The sequence below is a fragment of the Serratia sp. CY31944 genome, from assembly GCF_052169175.1.
Classification (GTDB): domain Bacteria; phylum Pseudomonadota; class Gammaproteobacteria; order Enterobacterales; family Enterobacteriaceae; genus Serratia; species Serratia sarumanii.
This window is the reverse complement of record NZ_JBJNLG010000011.1, coordinates 100572-120388: the sequence shown is the minus strand read 5'-3', so window position 1 is coordinate 120388 and position 19817 is coordinate 100572. Positions and strand designations below refer to the sequence as shown.

The 19817-nt window shown below is 64.2% G+C and carries 19 protein-coding genes and 1 tRNA gene; 5 read left to right on the top strand and 15 right to left on the bottom strand.

Annotated elements, in window-relative coordinates; all coding sequences use genetic code 11:
- On the top strand, positions 1-936 hold the full coding sequence (locus ACJ8IN_RS13330) for a LysR family transcriptional regulator (RefSeq protein ID WP_060427342.1): 936 nt from the start codon (positions 1-3) through the stop codon (positions 934-936).
- On the opposite strand, the gene alkB is transcribed toward ACJ8IN_RS13330, so the two are convergent.
- Positions 919-1566 carry a DNA oxidative demethylase AlkB gene (gene alkB, locus ACJ8IN_RS13325; protein WP_060427341.1) on the bottom strand — a complete coding sequence of 216 codons (648 nt, stop codon included), beginning with the start codon at positions 1564-1566 and terminating at the stop codon, positions 919-921. The two genes, ACJ8IN_RS13330 and alkB, sit on opposite strands and share 18 nt — an antisense overlap.
- Positions 1567-1705: 139 nt before the next feature.
- Between alkB and rarD the strand changes: the two genes are divergently transcribed.
- A complete protein-coding gene (gene rarD, locus ACJ8IN_RS13320; RefSeq protein ID WP_049212004.1) occupies positions 1706-2584 on the top strand; it encodes an EamA family transporter RarD in 879 nt (292 codons plus the stop codon).
- A gap of 1 nt (position 2585) precedes the next feature.
- On the opposite strand, the gene dhbA is transcribed toward rarD, so the two are convergent.
- From dhbA to citC, 13 genes are all read right to left on the bottom strand, one after another.
- Entirely contained in the window at positions 2586-3344 is a 759-nt protein-coding gene (gene dhbA, locus ACJ8IN_RS13315; protein ID WP_060427441.1) for a 2,3-dihydro-2,3-dihydroxybenzoate dehydrogenase, read from the bottom strand.
- Between the two features lie 100 nt (positions 3345-3444).
- Positions 3445-4635 (bottom strand): isochorismate synthase, encoded by a 1191-nt coding sequence (locus ACJ8IN_RS13310; protein WP_033635179.1) that lies wholly within the window; start codon positions 4633-4635, stop codon positions 3445-3447.
- 190 nt (positions 4636-4825) lie between these two features.
- Positions 4826-5518, bottom strand: coding sequence for a 4'-phosphopantetheinyl transferase family protein (locus ACJ8IN_RS13305; protein WP_308325875.1), 693 nt, complete (start codon positions 5516-5518; stop codon positions 4826-4828).
- A 34-nt stretch (positions 5519-5552) separates the two neighbouring features.
- The gene (locus tag ACJ8IN_RS13300; protein ID WP_193146416.1) at positions 5553-5924 is read right to left on the bottom strand and encodes a HepT-like ribonuclease domain-containing protein; all 372 of its coding nucleotides are present in this window, start codon (positions 5922-5924) and stop codon (positions 5553-5555) included.
- Positions 5921-6211, bottom strand: coding sequence for a nucleotidyltransferase family protein (locus tag ACJ8IN_RS13295; RefSeq protein WP_033654918.1), 291 nt, complete (start codon positions 6209-6211; stop codon positions 5921-5923). Before ACJ8IN_RS13295 ends, ACJ8IN_RS13300 begins: the two co-directional genes overlap by 4 nt.
- A gap of 120 nt (positions 6212-6331) precedes the next feature.
- Positions 6332-7561 (bottom strand): bifunctional glucose-1-phosphatase/inositol phosphatase, encoded by a 1230-nt coding sequence (gene agp, locus ACJ8IN_RS13290; RefSeq protein WP_308325876.1) that lies wholly within the window; start codon positions 7559-7561, stop codon positions 6332-6334.
- A gap of 146 nt (positions 7562-7707) precedes the next feature.
- Complete coding sequence (locus ACJ8IN_RS13285; RefSeq protein ID WP_033647927.1) at positions 7708-9171, bottom strand: anion permease; 1464 nt, start codon at positions 9169-9171, stop codon at positions 7708-7710.
- A 25-nt stretch (positions 9172-9196) separates the two neighbouring features.
- Positions 9197-10081: a triphosphoribosyl-dephospho-CoA synthase CitG gene (citG, locus tag ACJ8IN_RS13280; protein WP_197846195.1), complete on the bottom strand. Its 885-nt coding sequence runs from the start codon at positions 10079-10081 to the stop codon at positions 9197-9199.
- Entirely contained in the window at positions 10062-10610 is a 549-nt protein-coding gene (citX, locus tag ACJ8IN_RS13275; protein WP_060436473.1) for a citrate lyase holo-[acyl-carrier protein] synthase, read from the bottom strand. Before citX ends, citG begins: the two co-directional genes overlap by 20 nt.
- 3 nt (positions 10611-10613) lie before the next feature.
- Entirely contained in the window at positions 10614-12119 is a 1506-nt protein-coding gene (citF, locus tag ACJ8IN_RS13270; RefSeq protein ID WP_308326151.1) for a citrate lyase subunit alpha, read from the bottom strand.
- The gene (gene citE / locus ACJ8IN_RS13265) at positions 12119-13039 is read right to left on the bottom strand and encodes a citrate (pro-3S)-lyase subunit beta (RefSeq protein WP_049272699.1); all 921 of its coding nucleotides are present in this window, start codon (positions 13037-13039) and stop codon (positions 12119-12121) included. The genes citF and citE overlap by 1 nt, the downstream gene beginning before the upstream one ends.
- Positions 13023-13331, bottom strand: a complete 309-nt coding sequence (gene citD / locus ACJ8IN_RS13260; RefSeq protein WP_019452464.1) for a citrate lyase acyl carrier protein — start codon at positions 13329-13331, stop codon at positions 13023-13025. The genes citE and citD overlap by 17 nt, the downstream gene beginning before the upstream one ends.
- On the bottom strand, positions 13331-14401 hold the full coding sequence (gene citC / locus ACJ8IN_RS13255; RefSeq protein ID WP_004940809.1) for a [citrate (pro-3S)-lyase] ligase: 1071 nt from the start codon (positions 14399-14401) through the stop codon (positions 13331-13333). Before citC ends, citD begins: the two co-directional genes overlap by 1 nt.
- A 313-nt stretch (positions 14402-14714) precedes the next feature.
- Here citC and dpiA point away from each other — a divergent pair, with 313 nt between their 5' ends.
- From dpiA to ACJ8IN_RS13240, 3 genes are all read left to right on the top strand, one after another.
- Positions 14715-15401 (top strand): two-component response regulator DpiA, encoded by a 687-nt coding sequence (gene dpiA / locus ACJ8IN_RS13250; RefSeq protein ID WP_021505854.1) that lies wholly within the window; start codon positions 14715-14717, stop codon positions 15399-15401.
- Positions 15402-15503: 102 nt separating this feature from the next.
- The gene (locus ACJ8IN_RS13245) at positions 15504-18593 is read left to right on the top strand and encodes a beta-galactosidase (RefSeq protein WP_308325877.1); all 3090 of its coding nucleotides are present in this window, start codon (positions 15504-15506) and stop codon (positions 18591-18593) included.
- A 114-nt stretch (positions 18594-18707) separates the two neighbouring features.
- A tRNA-Asn gene (locus ACJ8IN_RS13240) sits at positions 18708-18783 on the top strand.
- Positions 18784-18879: 96 nt separating this feature from the next.
- Here ACJ8IN_RS13240 and ACJ8IN_RS13235 read toward each other — a convergent pair.
- The gene (locus ACJ8IN_RS13235) at positions 18880-19713 is read right to left on the bottom strand and encodes an oxidoreductase (protein ID WP_308325878.1); all 834 of its coding nucleotides are present in this window, start codon (positions 19711-19713) and stop codon (positions 18880-18882) included.
- Between the last annotated feature and the right edge of the window lie 104 nt (positions 19714-19817).

The window sequence follows — 19817 nt, the reverse complement described above, 5'->3', positions numbered from 1 at the left end:
ATGAGCACAAATCTTTCTTACGCCCTGTTGCCTGAAATGGCCGTTTTCGTTCAGGTGGTAGAGAGCGGCAGCTTTTCCGCCGCCGCCCGTAAACTGGGCACTTCGCCTTCCGCCGTCAGCCGCAGCGTGGCGAAGCTCGAGCAGGCGCTGGCGCTGCAGCTGCTGCACCGCACCACCCGCAAACTGCGGCTAAGCGAAAGCGGTGAAGAGGCGTTTGCGCACTGCCGCACCCTGCTGGCGGCGGCCGACGCGGTCATGGCGATCGGCGGGCGCGGCGCCGTGGAGCCCGAGGGGCTGGTCAGCGTCAGCGTGCCCAAGGCGGTGGGCCGCTTCGTGCTGCATCCGCACATGCCGGAGTTCCTGCGCCGCTACCCGAAGGTGGACGTGCGGCTGCGGCTGGAAGATCGCTACATGGATTTGATCGACGATCGGGTCGATCTGGCGCTGCGCATCACCGATCGCCCGTCGCCCGGGTTGATCGGCCGCCAGTTGATGAGAATAGACCATCTGCTGTGCGCCACGCCGCACTACCTGGCGCAGCACGGCACGCCGCAGCACCCGCACGATCTGGCGGCGCACAGCTGCATCTATCTGGGCGAAACGCCGAGCGACGCGCAATGGAAGTTCCGCCGCAGCGGCAAAACGGTGACGGTCAACGTGCGCGGCCGCTACGCCGCCAACCACACCGGCGTGCGGCTGGACGCGGTGAAACAGCATATCGGCATCGGCAGCCTGCCGTATTTTACCGCCCGCCAGGCGCTCGAAGACGGCGAGATCGTGCAGGTGTTGCCGGAGTGGGATTTCCTCAGCAGCTATCACGGCGGCCTGTGGTTGCTTTACGCGCCTAACCAGTATCTGCCGCCCAAACTGCGGGTGTTTATCGACTATCTCGTCGCCTGCCTGGCGCAGGAGCCGCAGCTAAAGCACCTTGCGTAGCGTGATGTTGATGCGGTGCGGCCCCACCAGCGAGTGGTAGCCCTCCTTGACCGGCAGGATGCCGTGAAAACAGAGCCGCGCCGGGCCGCCCCATACCACCACGTCGCCGTGCGCCAATGGGATGCGCCGCGCCCGGTCGCTGCGTTGCAGCCCGCCGAACTGAAACACCGCCGGCAGCCCGAGCGACACCGAGACGATCGGCGCACCGAAGTCATGCTCGTCTTTATCCTGATGCAGCGACAGCTTGCTGCCCGGATCGTAACGGTTCATCAGACAGGAATCCGGCACGAAGGGGCCGAATCCCGCCTGCTGCGCGGCTTCGTCCGCCAGCGCCATCAGGATGGGGGGAATGGCCGGCCAGCGTTTGCCGCTGCGAGCGTCGCGTTCCGAATAGCGGTAACCGCGGCTGTCGCTGGTCCAGCCGTTGCCGCACCAGCTCATCGCCACCGACATCACGTGCCCGCCGGGGGTGGTCAAATGCCGCCACGGCACCTGGGCGACGACCCCCTGCACCGCCGCCAGCAGTTCCGGCCCGTGATCGCGCACGAAGCCGTGCATCACCACCGCGCCGGGGGCGATCTCTTCGCGCCACGGCGGCGGCAGCACGTCTTCAAAAAGATCGATTGTCATCGCCAAAGCCTGTATGAATACACAGTATTCATTGTAACCCGCCGCCGCCGATTGTCCAGCGCTTGGCAACGCCATTGTCGTTGGCGGCAAATTTCTCTACAGTAGCCGCCATAAAATCGATCACTCACCAGGAATGCGTGTGATTAAGGGCATCACTCTCTCGGTCGTCGCCTCCATCTTGTTCGGCGCGATGTATTACTTCACCTCTACCCTCACCCCGCTGAACGGCGAGCAGGTCTACGGCTGGCGCACGCTGCTGACGCTGCCGTTCCTGACGCTGTTTATGGCGCTGTCCGGCGATTGGCGCAAGGTGGGCGACACGCTGGCCTGGATCGGCCAACGGCCGCAGCGCCTGCTGGGCCTGCTGCTCACCTCGGCGCTGCTGGGGGTGCAGCTGTGGCTGTTCCTGTGGGCGCCGCTGCACGGCAAGGCGCTCGACGTGTCGCTCGGCTATTTTCTGCTGCCGCTGACCATGGTGCTGGCGGGCCGTTTGATCTACCGCGATCGGCTGTCGCTGCTGCAAAAGCTGGCGGTGGCGTGCGCCATGGTGGGGGTGGGCAATGAGCTGTATCAGGCGGGCGGCGTCTCGTGGCCGACGCTGGTGGTGGCGCTGGGCTATCCGCTCTACTTTATTTTGCGGCGGCGTTTCGGCACCGACAATCTCGGCGGGCTGTGGTGCGAGCTGGCGCTGATGCTGCCGGCGGCGGCCTGGTTCGCCTTCGGCGACGGCGGCGCGGCGGCGTTGCCGACCAATGCCGAGCTGTATTGGCGCATTCCGCTGCTCGGCGTCATCAGCGCCGTGGCGCTGGTGTGTTACATCCTCGCCAGCCGCCTGCTGCCGTTCAGCCTGTTCGGCCTGCTGAGCTATGTGGAACCGGTGCTGCTGGTGATCGTCGCGCTGCTGCTCGGCGAGAGCATCGGCCAAAGCGAATGGCCAACCTATCTGGCGATCTGGCTGGCGGTGCTGCTGCTGGCGGCGGAAGGTGCGCAGCACCTGCTGCGCCGCCAGCGGGTCTGACTCAGGCGGCCAGCGTGGCGCCGCCGTCGATCACGATGTCCTGCATAGTGATGTGGCTGGCCAAATCGGAGGCCAGGAACAACACCGCATTGGCGATTTCGTCCGGGCGGGCGATTTTGCCGAGCGGGATCCCCAGCTTGAACATCTCGGGGAAACCGGCGATGGTGCGTTGCGGCGCATCGTCGGTTTGCCACATGCCGCGCTGCATCGGCGTGTCGGTCGAGCCCGGCGACACCAGATTGCAGCGCACGCCGAACGGCGCCATCTCCAGCCCCACACAGTGGTTCAGGCTGGTCAGCGCCGCCTTGGAGGCGCAGTAGGCCGCCATCTGCGTGCGCGGCACGTGCGCGGCGTTGGAGCCGATGCTGACGATCGCCCCGCTGCGCTGCGCCTTGAAGTGCGGCAGCACGGCGCGGAACAGGTAAAACGCCCCCGAGGCGTTGACGTTGATGCACTGATGCCAGTCATCCACGCTCAAATCTTCGGTATTGCCCATGCGCAGAATGCCGGCGGCGTTGACCAACACGTCCAGTTTTGGGTTCTCCGCCAGCTGTTGGCGGCACACCGCCTCCACCTGCTCCGGCCGGCTGATGTCCAGCGTCACGCACGGGTAAGGCAGATCCGGGTTGGCGAACTCGCGGTCAAATCCCACCACCTCGGCGCCCTGCGTCAAAAAATGCCGGGCGATCTGCTCGCCGATGCCGCGCGCCGCGCCGGTCACCCACACGCGTTTGCCGGTGAAATCCATCTGAATGCTCATGCGCGCACCGCCATCCGGGCGCACAGCCGGGTCATGTTGTTGTTCATCGTTGTCTCCTGCGAAAGCGTATGGCGCGGCGCGCACTGCGCCGCAAAGAGGCCTACAGCGCGCCGCTGTTCAGGCCGAAAGCGTTGAGCATGGTGCCCAGTTTGGCGGCGGTTTCCATCCACTCGGCCTGCGGCGTCGAGGCGGCGACGATGCCCGCGCCGGCGAACAGCCGCACCCGGTTGCCGCGCAGCAGGCCGCTGCGGATGACGATCGCCCACTCGCCGTCGCCGTTGGCGTCGCACCAGCCGACAATGCCGCTGAACAGGCCTCGATCGTGCGGTTCCAGATCGGCGATCAGTTGGCGGGCGCTCTCGGTCGGGAAGCCGCACAGCGCCGGCGTCGGATGCAGCAGGCAAGCCAGCTGCATCACGTTGAGATTCGGGTTCAGCAGCTCGCCGCGAATGCGGGTGGACAGGTGCCACATGGTGCCGGTGCTGAGCAGCGACGGGCCGCTGGGCACGCTCAGGCTGGCGCACAATGGCGCCAGGTGGCGGCGAATGTCGTCGATCACCAGCTTGTGTTCGTATTTGTCTTTGGTCGAGCGCATCAGGCGCTCGCTGCCGAGGCGATCCTGCTGCGGATCGTCCTGACGGCGCGCCGAGCCCGCCAGCGGATTGGTGTGGATCTCGCCGCCCTGCTTGCGGATCAGCAGCTCCGGGCTGGCGCCGATCAGCACGCCGCCATCGGCCAGCGGCAGGGAAAAGTGGTAGCCGGTCGGGTTCTGCACCATCAGGTTATTGAGGATCTGGTGGCCCGCCACCGGCTGCTCCAGCTCGATGTCGAGGATGCGCGACAGCACCGCCTTGTCCAGCTTGCCCTGTTTAAAGCGGCTGACCGCTTCCGCCACCGCGTGCTTGAAGCGCGGCTCGTCCGGAATGCTGGTGCAGGCGGCCAGGCGATGCGGCTGTTGCAGCATCGGGCGCGCGGCGCGGGTAAAGCTGTCGTTGGCGACAAACTGGCAGTTTTCAGGCACGTACAGGCTGGAAGGCCGGCGCGTATCGAACGGAATGGCGCCCACCACCACCGGCGTCTCCTGGCCGGCGGCTTTGGCGCGCGCCAGCGCCTGGCGGATATGCTGCGCCAGCGCGCTGCCTTCCTGCTCGCCGCCGAACGCCGGCGTCTCGATACGCTCGAACACGCCATCGGCGGAGAGGGAACGGAATTCGGACCGGTACAAAAAGGTCGATTGTTCGGCGTACACAAACCCGGGGAAGGTTTGGTTTTCTGTCGTCAGTGTCGCCACTAGACCACTCCTTTGTTGCGCCTTACCAATGATAATGTTTATGCGAATAATTATCATTAGCCATAAAAAGGAGGATAAATTACACCGGATCCCCAGCGTGGGTCAATCTCCGATGAATGAATCTTTCCGCCCGCCGCGGCAAACCTGCGTTACGGCAAATAAAGAAATAACACACTGTTATTATTTGGTTTTAACAAAAGATAAAAGTCGTGACATCGTCACCTTTACGCCAAAAACGCCCGTTAAACCGGCGGCCGGCGGGGCAATTTGGCGTCAACGTCTTAAGCAGCGCTAATACAAACGTCTGCCGCTGCGCATCCACGGCGACCATGCGCGCATCGAGAAAATCGAAGTAACAGCGCACCTGCGGATACAGCGCCTTGAACAGGCTCTCTTTGGCGGAAAACGTCAACGTCAGCAGTTCATTGAACGGCAGCGCCTCGCGCAGCAACGCCTCGCGCTCCCCCGCCGAAACGATCGCGCCCCACAACTCCTCCGCCCGCACGTCGGAGAGCAGCGTCTCCACATCCAACCCCACGCCGCCCAGCCCGCGCTCGCGGTGCACGGCGCACAGCGCGGTATCCGAATTATGGCTCAGCGCCCCGGCGATGCCCGGCGGCCACTGCGGCGCGCGATCTTCGCCGCGCGCCAGGGTGAAGTCGGCAAAACCGAGCGGCGCCAACAGTTGCCGCGCCAGAACACGCCCGGCCAGATACTCCGCGCGGCGCTTCGGCACCGCGCGCGCCAGATGATCCGGCAGTGCAAAACCCGCCTCGGGAAAACTGTCGTCGCGATACTCCGCCAGCGTAAAATGGCAGCGCGCCACCTGGCCCGGATAGCCGTCCGGCGTGAAAAATTCGATATTGCGGATAAAAGTGGGCAACCGGCAGGAACCAGAGTCACTGTCCAAAGAGAGTTTAATCACCGTCGTTTAACTTCTCGGCATCCTGGCGTACCGCCACCAGCTGTGTCAGCAGTTCCGGCAACGCCGTTTGCACCGTCGCCCAGACCACTTCAAGGTTGATATCAAAATAACCGTGCGCAATGCGATTACGCATGCCGCGCATGTTGCGCCAGGGGATTTCAGTATGACGTTGCGTAAACGCGGGGCTGCCATCCATGATTTTCGTCACGGCTTCACCGATGATAATCAGGCTCATAATGACGGCCTGCTGAGTGCGTTTATCTTCGATAAAATCTGCCGGCGCCAGGCCATCAACGAAATCGCAGGCATCCTGCGCCGCCTGTTGCATGTGGCTCAGATAATCGACCAACCGCGCATCTTTCATACCGGTTGGGCCTCCGCCAAAACCTGCTGGCGAAAGGTCGGCGGCAAATCGAGCGGCGTCAGCAGATCCACCTGAATACCCAGCAGCGCTTCCAGTTCCGACTGCAGCCCTCCCAGATCAAACAACGTGGCGCCCGGCAACGCATCGACCAACAGATCCAAATCACTGCCCTCCCGATCGGTGCCATGCAGCACCGAGCCGAAAATACGCGGATTAGCCGCAGGGAACAGCCCAACCGTTTCTCGGATCGCCTGGCGATGCTCTGCAAGAACAATGGATGGTCGCATGGTTTTCTCTCCCCGTTACACCTAACGAAATGCTAGGTGATCGGTTGAGGGGATTCAAGCACAATCCCCCCGGCAGCCGCGCCTTCGCCTCTCCCCCGCGCTCGGGAGAGAAGCTGGGCATTACAAGATGCCTTTCATGGTCTTTTCGAAATCGCTCCAGGCGCAGAAGCCGTCTTTGTCGATCGGGCAGCCTTTCAGCGCCAGCGTCACGCGCTGCGGCGGGGTTTGCAGCGTCAGCGGCGTCGCCTTGCGCAGTTGCTCAGTGGACTGATAGACGTACTCGATCTTCAGCAATTCACGGTCGTTCTGCGCGTCGCGCCAGCGCTGGAACACCAGTTTGCCGCCGATCGGCGTTTTCTCGTATTGCTGCGGCAGCTGATACGGCTGGAACTGCATGGCCGACAGCAGCGAGGCAATATTGGAATCGTGGCCGACCAGCACCGTCAGCTTCGGCGCGTCCGGTTTGCGCTCGCCGAGCAGCGCATTGTTGATGTAGGTCAGCAGCGGCTTGGCGACGTTCTGCGCCACCACCGGCGAGGTGAACAGCGAGTCCTGATAGCCGTCTTTCAGCTGCGCCAGCTGCTGCCACTGATGCGGGGTGGCGATTTTGCCCCAGGCCACCTCTTTCATCGGGAATCCTTCGTAGTACTGCAGCATAAAGGCGTCCACCAGCGAGTTGCCCACCCGCAGCGGGCCGGAGACGCCCGGCTCTTTGCCCGGCACCGCGCTCATCACGCTGGCTTCTTTGCTCAGGTCGCAGTGTTTGTCGGTCTTGCAGGCGGCGGAATCCTTGTAGTCGATGATCTTCGCCAGCTGTTGGTAAGCCGCGTCCAGCTTCAGCGATCCCAGCGCGGCGTTCATCGCCGCCAGCGCCTGCTGGTTGAAGGCCTCGCTGGTGTCGGTGATGATCGGGTTGAAGGTCGGATCCATCTCGCCCATCTTGTCCTGATGATGCACGCCGACGTCGCAGCCAGGGAACGCGCCGTTGCTGAAGAACTGCGCGGTGGCCACCGTGCGCTGCAGGCTGTTGGCATAGACGTACACGCTGCCGGCGGTCGGGCAGCCCTCTTGCGGCAACAGGCCGGTCTGCTTCAGCCAGGCGTTGAAATAGTGCCCCATATACACTTCCAGCACCCCGCCCTTGGTGGTCAGCTGGCCGCCCGGCGTTTCCCAGGCCGGCCAGGCCTGCGGCGTGGACTGCGCCAGCACGCTGCCGTTGTTGGCCAGCGGCGCGCGCAGGTTATGGCGGCTCATCACCAGCACCTGTTCCAGCTGATAACCGCCGGCTTCCGCCAGCGCGTTCCCGGTGAATAGCAAAGGCAGGCACAGCAATAACGTTTTTTTTCTCATCCGCAGAGGCTCCCGGAAAATGATTATTTTTAAGGTGTTAGCGTTTGCCCGAGTATGATGGCGGGGTTAGTGTGACAAGTGTGTGACAGGGTTCACGGGAAAGGATCGTACCAGCGGCCACCGGGCGGCGGCCGCTGTGCGTCAACTCAGTACCACAGGCTCATGATCGGCCAGCCGATCAGCAGCAGCGCGGCGATGTACACCACGCCGAGAATGCCGCCCAGGCGCCAGTAGTCTTTCGACTTCACGTAGCCGCAGCCGTAGATGATCACCCCCGGCCCGGTGGCGTACGGCGTCAGCACGCCCATGATGCCGATCGACAGCACCAGCAGCATCGACAGCTGCTCCATCGGCACGCCCGGCAGCCCTTTACCGACCGCCAGGATCACCGGCAGCATGGTGGCGGTGTGCGCCGACAGGCTGGCGAACAGGTAGTGGGCGAAGTAGAACACCAGTACCAGCGCCACCACCGTCATGTTCGGCGAGAAGCCGTCCAGGTGGGTGCTCATGGTCTGGGCGAACCAGTCGATAAAGCCGGAGCGCGTCAGGCCGTTGGCCATCACCACCAGCGTCGCCAGGTTAACCAGCGTGTTCCAGGCGCTGGAATATTTGGTGATCTCTTTCCACGACACCACGTGCAGCGCCAGCATCAGCGACACCGCCAGCAGACACACCGCGGTGGCGTCCAGCATTTTGCCGCCGAACACCCACAGGCACAGGCTGAGCAGCACCAGGCCGATCAAGGTGTATTCCTTGCGCGTCAGCTTGCCCATTTCCCCCAGCGCAGTATCCGCCCAGGCGGCCACTTCGCTGCTGTGGGTCACGCCCGGTTTGTACAGGTAGTAGGAGATCAGCGGCGCAACGATCAGCAGCAGCAGGCCGACCGGCAGGAACGCCAGGAACCACTGCATCCAGCTGATGTGCACCCCGGCGATCTTGCCGACGAACTCGATGCCCAGCACGTTCGGCGCGGCGCCGGTGACGAACATCGAGGAGCTGATGCTGGTGCCGACCACCATCATCCACATCAGGTAACCGCCGATGCGGCGTGAAGAGGGATCGTTGGGGAAAGAATCGAACAGCGGCGGCAGGTTTTTCACCACCGGGAACACCGTGCCGCCGGTGCGTGCGGTGTTGGACGGCGTGAACGGCGCCAGCAGGATATCGATGATCACCACCGCATAGCCCAGCGTCAGCGTGCGCTTGCCCATGAACTTCACCAGGAACAGCGCGATGCGCCGCCCCAGCCCGGTGGCCTCGTAGCCCAGCGCGAAGATAAAGGCGCCGAACACCAGCCAGACGGTAGTGCTGGAGAAGCCCGCCAGCCCCCATTTCAGCGCCTCTTTACCGGCTTTGAAGCCCGGCTCCGCCAGCTCCTGCGCGCCGAACAGCACCCAGTTGGCGCTCAGCACACTGACGGTCACTGCGATAAAGCTGATGGCAGTGGCCGGGATCGGCTCCAGAATCATGCCGACGATCATCGCCACAAAGATGGCGAAGTAGTGCCAGGCCTGCGGCGGCATGCCGTCGGGCACCGGTATCAATAACAGGATCGCGAGCACCGCCAGCGGCGCTATCGCTTTCCAGATCTTTTCCTGGGTTTGGGACATAGGGACTCTCCTGAAGGCTTGGTTATTATTCTTGGGCACCCAGCTGCGCCAGCAGCCAGGTCACTATCAACAGGTCGGCGCTGCCGCCGGGGCTGAGGTTGCGGGCGATGCAGTCGGCATCGAAGCGCCGCAGGCGCGCCAGGCCCGCCTCCCCCGCCGAGCCGCCCTGCGCCAGCAGCAATGCCGCCCGGCGCCGCAGCCAGCGCAGCCCGTGCAGGCCGCCGCGCGAGGCGACGTTGGTGTCGTCGTTATGGGCCATCAGCCACAGCAGGCTGTCCAGCAGCGCCCGCTGTTCATCGCCGCCGGCGGCCAGCCGTTGCCGATACAGGGGCAGCGCGCCGTCAATGACCAGCCGGAAACCGGCCTCCGCCTCACCGCGCGCGCCGCTCAGCCCGTGCGCGGCGAACAGCCGCTGGCCGGCGGTCTGCCCGGCGTTGTTGCGCCGCAGTTCGCGATCCACCAGCCCCCGGCACATCGCCGCCACCTCAGCGCACAGCGCTTCGGCGCCGATGGCGCGGCCCTGCTGCTGCAGGCGGCCGAAGGCGGTGCACAGCAACCCGAGCGAGAACACACTGCCCTTGTGGGTGTTAATGCCGCCGGTGGCGCGGAACATCTGGTTTTCGCAGGCCAGGCCGAGCGGCCGCAGCCGCGCCAGCTGCTGCTCTGCCGGCAAAGCGGCGTCCTCGCGCCCGCGTTGGATAAAGCGCGGCAGCCACACGCCGATGGCGCGGGCGCTGCGATAGAAGTGCCCGAGATCCATGTCGCGGTGGGCGCCGGTATTATGGCGATCCACCAGCCCCGGCTTGGGTGTGAGGTTGACCTCCACCAGCAGCGCGCGGAAAGCGGCGCGGGCGAAGTCGCAGGCCGGTTCGGCACGGTGGACGGGCAGGTTAATCGGCAGAGATCGCATCGTTGAACATCCTTTCCATTTCATGCAGCAGCTGCTCGCTGCTGTGCCGCCGCTGGCGGGCGCAGATCTTGGCCGGTTGGCCGCACAGCAGGCAGCGCCGTTCCGGCAGGCCGATGTCGCGGCGCGACAAAATGCGCCCCTGCGTATCCAGCACGTCGATATCCCACAGCCGGCCGATCGGGCGGCTCACCTCCAGCTGCATGGCGCAGTCCTTCACCCGCTGAGCATCGGCGCGCAGCGCGACAAACCCTTCGCAACCGGTGGCGAGCGCCAGCGCCTCGGCCTGCGGGCTGGGCCAACCCTGTTCGGCGCACAGCCGCAGCAGCGCCGCCCACCCCAGGTTGAAGATGCCGCGCGTCAGCGCGCTGTCCTTCACCGGGCCGGGCACCACCAGCGTCAGCACCAGCAGCGTGCACTGGTGCTGCGCCAGCCACGCCTGCTGGCGCGCCTGGCGGCATTCGCGGCTGGTGAGCAACTCCGGCAGACTGACCGCGCGTTCGGCGGCCAGTTGGGGATCGACGGCAGCCATCGGCTACTCTGCCACCTGATGCACCACGTCGATCACCGAGCCGTCGCGGTAGCGCACCACCGCCACCACCTTGTCGGTAAAGGCGATCGGCTGCGGTTCGCCGGTCAGCTGCAGCGCGCGGGCGCGCAGCCAGTCGATGCTCACCACCTCGAGGCCGGCCTCCCGCAGGCGCTGCGCCAGCTCCGGCCGCGCCGGGTTGACGGCGATGCCGTGGTCGGTCACCAGAATGTCGATGCTGGAGCCCGGCGTGACGCAGGTAGTCACCTGCTCCACCAGCGTCGGGATGCGCCCGCGCACCAACGGCGCAACGATGATCGCCAGCCGCGCGGCGGCGGCGGTGTCGCAGTGGCCGCCGGACGCGCCGCGCAGCACGCCGTCGGAGCCGGTCAGCACGTTAACGTTGAAGCCGGTGTCGATTTCCAGCGCGCTCAGCACCACCACGTCGAGCCGATCAACAGAGGCGCCCTTGGAGCTGAAGTTGGCGTACTGGTTGGCGCTGATTTCGATATGGCGCGGGTTGCGCGCCAGCGAAGTCGCCGCCGCCCGATCGAAGCTCTGCACGTCCAGCAGCTTGCCGATCAGCCCTTTCTCGTGCAGATCCACTATGGTTGAAGTGATGCCGCCGAGGGCGAACGCGGCGCGAATGCCGCGGGCGCGCATCTTGTCCTCCAGGAACCGGGTCACCGCCAGCGAGGCGCCGCCGGTGCCGGTTTGCAGCGAGAAGCCTTCGGTGAAGTAGCCGGAACCGGCGATCACCTCGGCGGCGCGGCGGGCGATCAGCAGCTCGCGCGGGTTCGAGGTCATGCGCGTGGCGTCAGCGCCGATCTTGTCGGCGTCGCCCACCCGCTCCAGCTGCACGATCAGATCCACCCGATCCTGCGCCAGGCTGGCGGGATGATGCGGATACGGCACCAGCTGCTCGGTCAGCAGCACCACGGTGCCCGCCGCCTCGGCGTCCACCCGCGCATAGCCGAGCGAGCCGCAGCAGGCTTCACCGCTGTAACCGTTGGCGTTGCCGAACTCATCGCAGGCCGGCACGCCGAGGAAGGCCACGTCTATCTTCAGCTCGCCGGATTCGATCAGGTTGACCCGGCCGCCGTGCGAGTGAATTTGCACCGGCTCCGCCAGCAGGCCGCGCGAAACGGCGTCCGCCAGCGGGCCGCGCAGCCCGGAGGTGTAAATGCGGCTCACCACGCCGTGGCGGATATGCTCAACCAGCGGCGCATGGCAGTCGGTCAGCGAGCTGGACGCCAGCGTCAGGTTGCGGAACCCCATCGCCGCCAGCGTCTCCATCACCTGATTGAGCGTCAAATCACCGCCGCGAAACGCATGGTGGAAGGAAATGGTCATGCCGTCCTGCAGTCCGCTGCGGCGCACCGCTTCCTGCAAGGAGTCGCACAGCTTGAGATCGCGCGGTTTGCGCGCCTGCAGATTGGCTTTGGACACGTCCTGATAGCCCGGCAGATCCGCCGGGTTGGCGAAGGTCATCAATCGTTGTTGGCGGTTCATCATGCTTCCTCCCCGTGCTGCGCCGGTTCTTCCCGTAAGCCGGACAGCGCGGCGCGCTCCAGCACCAGCCGGGCGCGCTCAATCACCGGGCTGTCGACCATTTTTCCGTTGAGCGACACCACGCCGCGCCCTTCCCGCTCCGCCGCTTCGGCGGCATCCACCACCCGCTGCGCGTGCGCCACCTCTTTGGCGGTCGGCGCGTACAGGTTGTGCAGCAGCTCAATCTGGCGCGGGTTAATCAGCGATTTGCCGTCGAAGCCGAGCTGTTTGATCAGCGCCGCTTCCTGCAGGAAGCCGGCCTCGTTATTGGCGTCTGAATAGACGGTGTCGAACGCCTGAATGCCGGCGGCGCGCGCCGCCTGCAGCAGCGAACAGCGGGCGAACAGCAGCTCGATGCCCTCCGGCGAGCGCTCGGTGCGCAGGTTGCGCACGTAGTCTTCCGCCCCCAGCGCGATGCCGATAAGCCGCGGCGAAGCGTGCGCGATCGCCACCGCGTTGGTGATGCCCTGCGCCGATTCGATCGCCGCCAGCAGCCCGGTGCTGCCGACTGGCCGCCCGCAGGCCGCTTCGATGGCGGCAATCTCGCGTTCCATGTCGACAACGTCCTGCGCGCTGTCGGTCTTCGGCAGGCGCACGATGTCCGCGCCGCCGCGCACCACCGCCTGCAGGTCCGCCAGGCCGTAGGCAGAGTCGAGCGCATTGACGCGCACGATGGTTTCCACCTCCTGGTACAGCGGGTGCTGCAGCGCGTGGTACACCAGCCGGCGCGCCGCGTCTTTTTCACGCAGGACAACCGAGTCTTCCAGATCGAACATCAGCGCATCGGCCTGGTAGATAAAGGCGTTGCTGACCATCGCCGCGTTGGCGCCGGGGACGAACAGCATGCTGCGGCGCAGCCGGGTTTTATTCAGCGTTTTCATCTTTCGCCTCCCACGGCAGTTGGCCGCCCTCGCAGGCGCGCATCAGCGCGGTTTCCAGCCGGGCGCGCAGCACGCAGTCCAGCGCCCCCTTGTCGTCGACGATCACCTGCACCGGCTCCACTTCATAGCGCTGCAGCACCTCCAGCAGGGTGTGGCGGATCGCCGCGCCGAACTGTTTTTCCACGCTGCTGGCGATCAACAGATCGTGCTGCGGCCCCTCGGCAGGCGCGATGCGCACCATGACATCGCTGGATTCCAGCGTGCCGGCCATTGCTTCTCGGATAATTTTCATCATTCACCTGATTGTGCGGACTCAAAAGGATGCGGGGCCGCCTTGGCCCGGCGCTGCGTTTGCAGATCCTGCAGGTAGTACAGGGTGTCCGGCGGCACCAGCGGCGCGGCGGCGTGGAAGTCCCCCGCCGCCAGCAGCTTGCGCACCCAGGAGGCGGAGATCGCCGTGCCCTGATATTGCAAACGCTCGATTTCCACCAGCGCGATCGGCGGGCTGGGCAGCGCCGGCGTTTCCAGCCAGTAACGCATGTCGCGGTTGTATTTCGCGGTCACCGCGCAGAACGGCTCGTTGCCGACGAAGCGGTGCGTAATGCCCAGCGCGGGCGCCAGATACTGGCGGAAGATCTTCAGATCGATTTCGGTGTAACAGTCGTCGGCCACGCCCTGATCCTTGATGAAGTAACAGGGGAAGGTGGCGCGCGAGATCACGTACTGCGAGCCTTCGTGTACCGTGAGGTTGGGGATATCGGCGGTGCCGGCCAGCACCAGCCGGCGGCGGTCTTCATAGCTGAAGCGCGAGGTGTTTTCCTTCACCAGAAACAGGTGCAGCCAGTCGCAGCGTTTGGCCGCCTGACGCACCAGATACTGATGCCCGCGGGTGAAGGGGTTGGCGTTCATCACAATGCTGCCGATGGTGTCGCCCGGCCGGCGCTGGCTCGCCAGCTGGGCGGCGTAGCGCTTCAGGCGGCACGGGCTGTTTTCCATCAGCACCACGATACCCGGCACGGTGGCGATCGGGTAGAAACCGCACTGGCGGAACAGCGGCTCGTTCTGCACCTTGGTGTAGATAAACAGCTGGGTGTGGTGGCGCTCGTAGGCCAGGTTCACCAGCTCGGTCGCCAGCGCCAGCGCCAACCCTTCGCCGCGCATCAGCGGGCTGATGGCGACGCATTTGATAATATTGTCGGCGATGCCGCCGCAGGCGACCAATTTGTCGTGCTGGGTAACGGTAATAAATATTTCAACCGTGGTGTCGATATTCAGATCGTTACTGCGCAAGAAGGCGCTTATTTCCGAAATCGCTTTATGATCCGATCGCTTTACCCGATTAAATACGGCATCGCCTAACATAACACGCTCTCTGGGTTAACTGGCAAACAACAAATTAAATACAAAAAGGCATTTTAATTAACATCGACAAGGGTAATTAAAACCTTAAAAACCATGCAGATAAACGCGACTTTGCGTTCAATAAATTAATGGTAAACAGAAAAAAAACGCCGATTATTGACCTATTTCACAAACCGATCCCGGTTAATAAGTTATTTAATGTTCTTTATTTGCTTAATTAATCTTATGGTGTTTATTATTGAGATAATCTTTATTTGGCGCCGCAATTTACTTACATTCATTTAGCATCTTGATTGCAATAGTAGGTTTCATTATGGAATGGCTGAACATCCTGATCGTTGAAGACGAAACGCCGCTGGCGGAGATGCACGCGGAGTTTATCCGCCAGAACGGCGGCTGCCGCCAGATTTGGCTGGCCGGCACGCTGGCGCAGGCGCGCGCCATGACCGAGCGCTTCAAGCCGGACCTGATCCTGCTGGACAACTTTCTGCCCGACGGCCAGGGCATCACCCTGCTGCGCGAACTGACGCTGAGCGGGTATCGCGGCGGCATCGTGTTCATCACCGCCGCCAGCGACATGGCCACCGTGGCCGAGGCGTTGCGTTACGGCGTATTCGACTACCTGATCAAACCGCTGGCCTATGACCGGCTGAGCCAGACCCTGCAGCGCTTCAGCCAGCGTCGCGAAGCGCTGAAGGACAAAGCGCGCCTCAACCAGCGCCGCATCGACGAGATGTTCAACACCTACGCCCGCGGCGAACAGCAGGCGGCGCTGCCCGCCGGCATCGACGAGCTGACGCTGGGCAAGGTCCGCGCGCTGTTTGCCGAACCCGCCGCGCGCCACACCGCTGAAAGCGTTGCGCAAAAAATGGGGCTCAGCCGCACCACCGCGCGCCGTTATCTGGAGTTTTGCACCGCCGCGCAGCAGCTGCGCGCCGAGATCATTTACGGCAAGGTCGGCCGCCCGCAGCGGATCTACCGCGCCGGCGAACCGCATTAGCGGTTATTTGATCGCCCTTGCAAGGTTGCGTGTAACCGCTTTACTTTTTATGCGCCGGTCAGCATCTTGGTGAGCATCACCTAGCCGACTGGACGATCGCCGATGCCCGCTGCGCCCCTTGCTTCCCTGACCGAGATCCTCGCCCGCCGTGACTGGCAAAACCTGGCCTGCACCCACTACCGCCGGCTGGACGCCCACCCGCCGTTCGCCAGCTGGCGCACGGTGGAAGACGCGCGCGACGATGCCCCCAGCGCCAGCCGCCGCTCGCTGAACGGCGAGTGGCGCTTCAGCTATTTCCCGCGCCCAGAGGCGGCGCCGGACAGTTGGCTGCAGCAGGATCTGCCGGACGCCGCCCCGCTGGCGGTGCCGGGCAACTGGCAGCTCGCCGGCTACGACGCGCCGATTTACACCAACGTGCGCTACCCGTTCCCGGTCGATCCGCCGCGCGTGCCGGAAGACAACCCGACCGGCTGCTACTCGCGCACCTTCAGCGTCGATCCGGCCTGGCTGGTCGCCGGCCAGACGCGCATCATCTTCGACGGCGTCAACTCGGCGTTCTATTTGTGGTGCAACGGCCACTGGGTCGGCTATTCGCAGGACAGCCGCCTGCCGGCGGAGTTCGATCTCAGCCCGTGGCTGCAGCCGGGTGAAAACCGGCTGGCGGTGATGGTGCTGCGCTGGTGCGACGGCAGCTATCTGGAAGATCAGGACATGTGGCGCATGAGCGGCATCTTCCGCGACGTCAGCCTGCTGCACAAACCCGCCGCGCACCTGAGCGATGTGCGCATCACCACGCCGCTGCATGACAGCTTTACCCGCGGCGAACTGGTGGTGACGGCGCGCGCCAGCCGGCCCGGCCCGCTGCAGGTGCAGATTCAGCTGTGGCGCGATGGCGCGCGGGTGGCCGAACGCACCCAGCCGCTCGGCAGCGAGATCGTGGACGAGCGCGGCGCCTATGACGATCGCGTCACGCTGCGGCTGCCGGTAGAACGCCCGGCGCTGTGGAGCGCCGAAACGCCCGCGCTGTATCGCGCCACCGTCGCCCTGCTCTCGCCCGAGGGGGAGATTATCGAGGTGGAGGCCTATGACGTCGGCTTCCGCCAGGTGGACATCAGCGGCGGGTTGCTGAAGCTCAACGGGCAGCCGCTGCTGATCCGCGGCGTTAACCGCCACGAGCATCATCCGCGCCACGGCCAGGTGATGGACGAGGCGACGATGCGCCACGACATCCTGCTGATGAAACAGCACAACTTCAACGCGGTGCGTTGCTCGCATTACCCAAACCACCCGCTGTGGTATCGGCTGTGCGATCGCTACGGGCTGTACGTGGTGGACGAAGCCAATATCGAGACCCACGGCATGCAGCCGATGAACCGCCTGGCTGACGATCCGCTGTGGCTGCCGGCGATGAGCGAGCGCGTCACCCGCATGGTGCAGCGCGATCGCAACCACCCCTGCATCATTATCTGGTCGCTGGGCAACGAGTCCGGCCACGGCGTGAACCACGACGCGCTGTACCGCTGGGTGAAAAGCCAGGATCCGACCCGCCCGGTGCAATATGAAGGCGGCGGCGCCGACACCGCCGCTACCGACATCATCTGCCCGATGTATGCGCGGGTGGATCAGGATCAGCCGTTCCCGGCGGTGCCCAAATGGGCGATCGGCAAGTGGATCGGCCTGCCGGAGGAACAGCGGCCGCTGATCCTGTGCGAATACGCCCATGCGATGGGCAACAGCTTCGGCGGTTTTGAGCGTTACTGGCGCGCGTTCCACGAACATCCGCGCCTGCAGGGCGGCTTTGTCTGGGACTGGGTCGATCAGGCGCTGATCAAGCGCGACGCACAGGGCGAAGAGTTCTGGGCCTACGGCGGCGACTTCGGCGATACCCCCAACGATCGCCAGTTCTGCCTGAACGGGCTGGTGTTCGCGGATCGCACCCCGCACCCGGCGCTGTTCGAAGCGCAGCGGGCGCAGCAGCTGTTCCGCTTCGCCTTCGACGCCGCCTCGCTGACGCTGACCGTCACCAGCGATTACCTGTTCCGCCAGACCGACAACGAGCAGCTCAACTGGCGGCTGGAGCTGGACGGCGTGGAGCGCGCCAGCGGCAGCTTCGATCTGGCGCTGCCGCCGCAGGGCAGCCATAGCTTCACCCTGCTCGACCGCCTGCCGATGCTGCATCAGCCCGGCGAGCTGTGGCTGAACGTGGAGGTGGTGCAGCCGCAGGCCACCGACTGGTCCGAAGCGCACCACCGCTGCGCCTGGGATCAGTGGCGGGTGCCGCGCGCGCTGCATCCCGCGCCGCCGCCGGCGCAGGGCGTGCCGCCAACGCTGATTGAAGACGATCAGGGGCTGACCCTCACCCACGGCGACCAGCGCTGGCGCTTCGAGCGCAGCAGCGGCCACCTGACGCAGTGGTGGCAGAATGAGCAGCCGCAGCTGCTGACGCCTCTGCGCGACGGCTTTGCGCGCGCGCCGATCGATAACGACATCGGCGTCAGCGAGGCGGACCATATCGATCCCAACGCCTGGATCGAACGCTGGAAGCTGGCGGGCCTGTACCGGCTGGAGGAACGCTGCACGCGGCTGCAGGCCGATGCGCTGCAAAACGGCGTGCAGGTGGTGAGCGAACACCAGTTCGGCGTAGACGGGCAAATTTTGCTGATCGGCCGCAAACAGTGGCTATTCGATGCGCTGGGCGCGGTGAACGTGAGCGTGGAGGTCGAGGTGGCCGACGCCCTGCCGCCGCCGGCGCGCATCGGCCTGCACTGCCAACTGGCGACGGTGCAGCCACAGGCGGAATGGCTGGGCCTGGGCCCGCACGAGAATTACCCGGATCGCCGCCTGGCCGCGCAGCACGGGCGCTGGCGCCTGCCGCTGGCAGATTTGCACACGCCGTATATTTTCCCCGGCGAGAACGGCCTGCGCTGCGACACCCGCAGCCTGCGCTACGGCGGCTGGCGCATCGACGGCCGCTTCCACTTCTCGCTCAGCCGCTACGGCCTGCAACAGCTGATGGCCTGCAGCCACCAGCACCTGCTGCAGCCGGAAGCGGGCACCTGGCTGCATCTGGACGGCTTCCACATGGGGGTGGGCGGCGACGATTCCTGGAGCCCGAGCGTGCACCGGGATTACCTGCTCACCGCCGGCGTTTACCGCTATCAGCTGCGCCTGCAGCGGGCGCCCGAGGGCTAAATCTGCCAAAAAACTCAACGGGTTGCGCATTCTGTAAGCAAACAGTCACAGAATGTGTAATCCGCCTTTGACATGCCGACGGCGCCTCGCTATTATTCGCCCCGTTCACACGATTCCTCTGTAGTTCAGTCGGTAGAACGGCGGACTGTTAATCCGTATGTCACTGGTTCGAGTCCAGTCAGAGGAGCCATATTTAGAGAAGCCCGCTCAGGGAAACCCGAGCGGGCTTTTTGCTGTTGGGCGGTTATACTCAATTATCCCCTGCACACTCCCTACCCGAAACCGGTCAGCCATCCGTTGAACGGGTAAGTTTCTCCCACTGTTCAATTTCCTTGCCTAACGCCTCAAGCTTTTGCCGCACCAAACTTAATGCGTCACTGCCTAACAACAGATGCGTGGGTGGGTTCCGGCTCTCGATCAATGCCAGCATGGCGTGAGCCGCCTTCACGGGATCGCCGAGTTGCTTGCCGCTTTTTTCCTGACGCGCCTGACGAACAGGTTCAAATAACGCGTCATAGTCCGGGAGACGGCGAGGGCTACGTACCATTGAGCGCCCGGCCCAGTCCGTCCGAAACGAGCCGGGCGCTACTGCGGTCACGTGTATGTTGAACGGGACAAGCTCTTTGCTTAACGTTTCTGATATCCCTTCCAGTGCAAATTTGCTGCCGCAGTAATAGCTGATACCAGGTAAGGTAATGAAGCTGCCCATTGAGGTGATATTAATAATGTGGCCGCGACGGCGCTGGCGCATGCCCGGCAGCACGGCTTTGATCATCGCCACCGCGCCAAACACATTGACGTCAAACTGGCGGCGCAGCTCTGCAAGCGGGGATTCTTCCAGTATGCCTTCATGGCCGTAACCGGCATTGTTCACCAGCACATCTATCGGGCCGACGGCGGACTCTATCTCTCCAACCACCTCATCAATACGTTCAACGTCCGTGACATCAAGCAGATAGCCAAAAGCCCGCTGCGTATCGAGCGCGCCGAATGCCTGCAGTGCTTCGCTGTTGCGCACCGTCCCTACAACCCGATGCCCTACGGCGAGGGCTTCCCGCGCCAGCGCCTGACCAAAGCCACTGCTGACGCCGGTGATTAAAATCGTTTTTACAGATGCCATACAAAGAACTCCCATGAACCATGAAGGTTGCATGGTATTCTCTGTACTGCCGCATTTTTAGGCCGTATCTTCTCTTTTTCTTGCCTGATTTTATGAGGTGGTGG